The following is a 3,915-nucleotide window of genomic DNA, read 5'->3' as shown; positions in this document are numbered from 1 at the left end:
GGGTTGTACTCGGCCGACCGTCCGACGAGGGCGGTGAACACGCGCCGGTCCTCGTCGTACGTGATGACGGGGCTCCCGGTGTGCTTCCGGATCACGCCCAGCAGCGCGTCGGTGCCGGTGTCGCGGCTCGCGTTCAGTGCGTCGGCGGTCCGGTCGGCCGAGTACAACCCGGCAAGGCCCGTACCGTTCGGCGACCGCGGAGAGGTCGAGCGCTGCTTCGGCCACACCTACACGCGCCGCCCGGGGCCGGCCTGGACCCCGGAGGTCGTCGAGCGGGACCGCGAGGACTGCGGGGGGAGCGACAGGATCGGTGTCCTGCTGCGGTCCGCACAGAGCGAGATGGGGTCCCTGAGGGCGGGGCGGCTCACGCGGACCGGCCTGCAGGAGGCCCTCGATCCCGGCCGCCTCCCGGGAGAGGAGAGGGGCACCGAGGTGCGCGGCGTCGTGCGCGAGGAGCGGACGGTCGTCGCCCTCGTCCGCTTCCGGGAGCGGTACTGGACTCCGGACGAAGGGCCCGCGGTGGCCGAACAGTGCTACCGCCTCACCCGGCTCCTCGACGCCGACGACCTCGACGACCTCGACGAGTTCGCCGGAAGCCCGGTCACCGCCGCCCAGGTCACCGCCGCCCCGGTGGCCGCCGCTTGCTGAGCCGCCGTACGCGGGTGCCCGCCTCGCCGCACCCTCCCGGTACCGGACCCGGCCCCCACGGCGCTCTTCTCCCCGCCCGGGGAACCGCCGCCCGATTCCGGGCGTTGAGAGGGTGTCGGACCGCCGTGCGGAGGAAGGGAGGGCGAGTGGACAGCGATCGGACGAACCCGCGTTCCGCCGTCCTCGCCGTACTGCTCCCGCTGCTCCCGCTGCTCCCGGTCGTCCTGCTCGTGCTGCCGGCCGCCGGTGGTCTTTCCGGGCTCTCCGGCACCGTCGCGCTCGCCGCGACCACCGCGGCCGCCGCCACGCTCACCGTGTGCGCCGTCGTCCTCGCGCGCAGCGTGCCCGCCGCGCCGCCCGCCCGGGTCCGTACGGCCCTGCGCGACCGCGACCGGCGGACCGCCTTCCTGCCGCAGCGCGACCCCGACGCCAGGGGCCGCACCCGGCCCAGAGCCCCCGGACACGCCCTCCCGGCGACCGTCGCGTAGGGCACCCGTTCTCTGATCCGTCCACCACGCCCTGCGTGGGTCGTCATGCCGTCCTTCCTCTTCCCGTCCCGGTACACCCGGGACCTTCGGCACGACGAGACCCCCGGAGGGCTCATCCATGTCCGTCTTCGCCGGCCTGGTCGAACGACTGGCCGACCTGCTCCAGCCGTTGTTCGGCCTCTCCGCGGCGGCCGCCGCGATCGTCCTGTTCACCGCGTTCGTACGCCTCCTCGTCCACCCCCTGTCCCGGGCCGCGGCGCGCGGCCAGAAGGCGAAGACCCGACTCCAGCCGAAGATCGCCGAGTTGCGGCGCCGGCACGGCCGCGACCCCGAGAAGCTCCAGCGGGCCCTCCTCGACCTGCACACCAGGGAGAAGGTGTCACCGCTGGCCGGAGTCCTGCCCAGCCTCCTCCAACTGCCCGCCTTCTTCGTCCTGTTCTACCTCTTCTCGAACACCACGATCGGCGGACGGCCCAACGAACTGCTCGGCCACGAGCTGTTCGCCGCTCCGCTGGGCGGGCGTTGGACCGACGCACTGGGGGACGGGGGGCCGCTCGGCGGGGCCGGGCTCGTGTACCTGGGGCTGTTCGCCGTGGTCCTGGTGGTCGCCGCCTTCAGCTACCGCCTGACCAAGCGGTCGATGGCGGAGAACCCGGCACTGACCGGTGCCGGTGCCGGTAGCGGCACCGGTGGCGGTGGTAAGGGCAGGGGCGTCACGGAACCCGTCGCGGTGCCCGGGACGGGGGCGGTGGTCAAGGTGCTGCCGTTCCTGTCGTTCTTCACCCTCGTCACCGTGGCCGTGGTGCCGCTGGCCGCCGCGTTGTACGTGGTCACCAGCACGGCGTGGGGCGTGGCGGAACGGGCGCTGCTCCACCGGTGACGTCGGCCCCGCCGTCCCCGCCCTCCCGCTCGCGGGGGCGGCGCCACCGGGCCGCCGCGGCCGGGGCCCGTACCCGAACGCGGGGTGCCTACGGTGGACCCCACCGTAGGCACCCCGCGTTCCCGTGGGGACGGGTCAGACGGTGCCGGCGTCCAGGAACCGTTCCAGCGCCTCCACCACCATCCGGTGGTCCTCGATCTGGGGAAGGCCGGAGACCGTCACCGCGCCGATCACGCCCACGCCCTCGACGGTGACCGGGAACGAACCGCCGTGCGCCGCGTAGGTGTCGGGGTCGAGGCGGGAGGACTCCTCGAACGTCGTGCCCTTGGCGCGGTGCCGGGCACCCACCAGGTACGACGCGCAGCCGTACCGCTCGACGACCCGGCGCTTGCGGGCGATCCAGGCGTCGTTGTCGAGGGCCGAACCGGGCAGCGCCGCGTGGAAGAGCTGCTGGCCGGAGCGGTGAATGTCAATGGCCACGGGGGCCTGCCGCTCCCTGGCCATCTCCACCAGCAGGGAGCCCAGCGCCCAGGCGTCCTCGTGGGTGAACCGGCGGAACACCAGACGGCGTTCCTGCTCCTCCAGCTCCTCGACGGTGAAGGCGGGCGCGGGGGTGGATGAGGGCTGCGTCACAGCGTCACCGTCACCTTCTCGTCGGCGGAACGGCGGGCCGCCTCCAGCACGTCCAGGGCGGCGGCGGCCTCCTGCGCGGTCACCGGGTTGGGGCCGCCCTCCAGGAGGGCCTTCGCCACGGCCGCGTAGTACGCGGGGTAGTCGCCGGGCAGGGTCGGCTCGGCACGTCCGCCACCGGTCACCGGGGACTCCCCGGAACCGACGCGGCCCCACAGCTCCTCGGGCTCGGTGCCCCAGTCGGCACCCGAGCCGGTGCCGGGGCGCAGACCGTCGCGCAGGGCGGCCTCCTGGGGGTCGAGGCCGTGCTTGACGTACCCCGCCTCGGAGCCCAGGACGCGGAAGCGCGGGCCGAGCTGGGCCGTGGTCGCGGAGACGTACAGGTGGGAGCGGACGCCGTTCGCGTGCGTGAGCGCGATGAAGGTGTCGTCGTCCGTCTGCGCTCCCTCGCGGCGGACGACCGCCTCGGCGTACACGGAGGTCACCGGGCCGAAGAGGACGAGCGCCTGGTCGACGACGTGGCTGCCGAGGTCGTACAGCAGACCGCCGATCTCCGCGGGGTCACCGGACTCCCGCCAGCCGCCCTTGAGCGCCGGCCGCCAGCGCTCGAAGCGGGACTCGAACCGGTACACGTCACCGAGCGCGCCCTCGGACACCAGCTTGCGCAGGGTGAGGAAGTCGTTGTCCCAGCGGCGGTTCTGGAAGACGGAGAGGAGCAGTCCGCGCTCCTCGGCGAGCGCCGCCAGCTCGCGCGCCTCGGCCGCCGTACCGGCGAGGGGCTTGTCGACGACGACCGGCAGACCGGCCTTCAGGGCGGCGGTGGCGAGCGGGACGTGCGTCCTGTTCGGCGACGCGATCACGATCAGGTCCAGCTCGGCGGCGCGCTCGAGGAGTTCGTCCGGTGTCGCCGCGACGCGGACGTCCGGGAACTCGGCGCGGGCCTGCCGCTGCCGCTCGGGGTTCGAGGTGACCACCGTGTCGAGGGCGAGGCCCTCGGTCGCGGCGATCAGCGGGGCGTGGAACACGGAGCCCGCGAGGCCGTAGCCGATGAGGCCGACGCGAAGGGGAGTACCAGTCATGCCCCCCACTTTCGCAACGCTGTTGCCAAAGTGCAAGCACGGGAGAGAATGGGCGGGTGAACAGGACGAACGGCGGACCGGACGGCGGGGGCGCGGCGGCCGGCAGGGACGCGGTGGTCGGTACGGGTACGGGCGCGGGTACGGGTGCGACGATCGGCGCGGGCGCGGAGCTGTCTCTTATACACATTCT

Annotated in this window: 5 protein-coding genes; 3 read left to right on the top strand and 2 right to left on the bottom strand. The window is 73.8% G+C overall.

What is annotated here, in order from left to right:
• The 3 genes from AOK18_RS25810 to AOK18_RS25800 form a co-directional block, all read left to right on the top strand.
• On the top strand, positions 1-648 hold a 648-nt coding region (locus AOK18_RS25810), incomplete at its 5' end, for a hypothetical protein (protein WP_206281594.1).
• A 146-nt stretch (positions 649-794) separates the two neighbouring features.
• The gene (locus AOK18_RS25805; protein ID WP_099048942.1) at positions 795-1,136 is read left to right on the top strand and encodes a DUF6412 domain-containing protein; all 342 of its coding nucleotides are present in this window, start codon (positions 795-797) and stop codon (positions 1,134-1,136) included.
• 118 nt (positions 1,137-1,254) lie between these two features.
• The gene (locus AOK18_RS25800) at positions 1,255-2,016 is read left to right on the top strand and encodes a YidC/Oxa1 family membrane protein insertase (RefSeq protein WP_055695893.1); all 762 of its coding nucleotides are present in this window, start codon (positions 1,255-1,257) and stop codon (positions 2,014-2,016) included.
• Positions 2,017-2,151: 135 nt separating this feature from the next.
• Here AOK18_RS25800 and AOK18_RS25795 read toward each other — a convergent pair whose 3' ends face one another.
• Together AOK18_RS25795 and AOK18_RS25790 are read right to left on the bottom strand one after the other, a co-directional pair.
• The gene (locus AOK18_RS25795) at positions 2,152-2,649 is read right to left on the bottom strand and encodes a heme-degrading domain-containing protein (protein ID WP_055695892.1); all 498 of its coding nucleotides are present in this window, start codon (positions 2,647-2,649) and stop codon (positions 2,152-2,154) included.
• The gene (locus AOK18_RS25790; RefSeq protein WP_055695891.1) at positions 2,646-3,725 is read right to left on the bottom strand and encodes a Gfo/Idh/MocA family oxidoreductase; all 1,080 of its coding nucleotides are present in this window, start codon (positions 3,723-3,725) and stop codon (positions 2,646-2,648) included. Before AOK18_RS25790 ends, AOK18_RS25795 begins: the two co-directional genes overlap by 4 nt.
• Positions 3,726-3,915 lie beyond the last annotated feature (190 nt).

Source organism: Streptomyces prasinopilosus (assembly GCF_001419695.1).
GTDB classification, from domain to species: domain Bacteria; phylum Actinomycetota; class Actinomycetes; order Streptomycetales; family Streptomycetaceae; genus Streptomyces; species Streptomyces prasinopilosus.
Note: the sequence above shows the minus strand (reverse complement) of the source record. Positions and strands in the feature narration are given on the sequence as shown.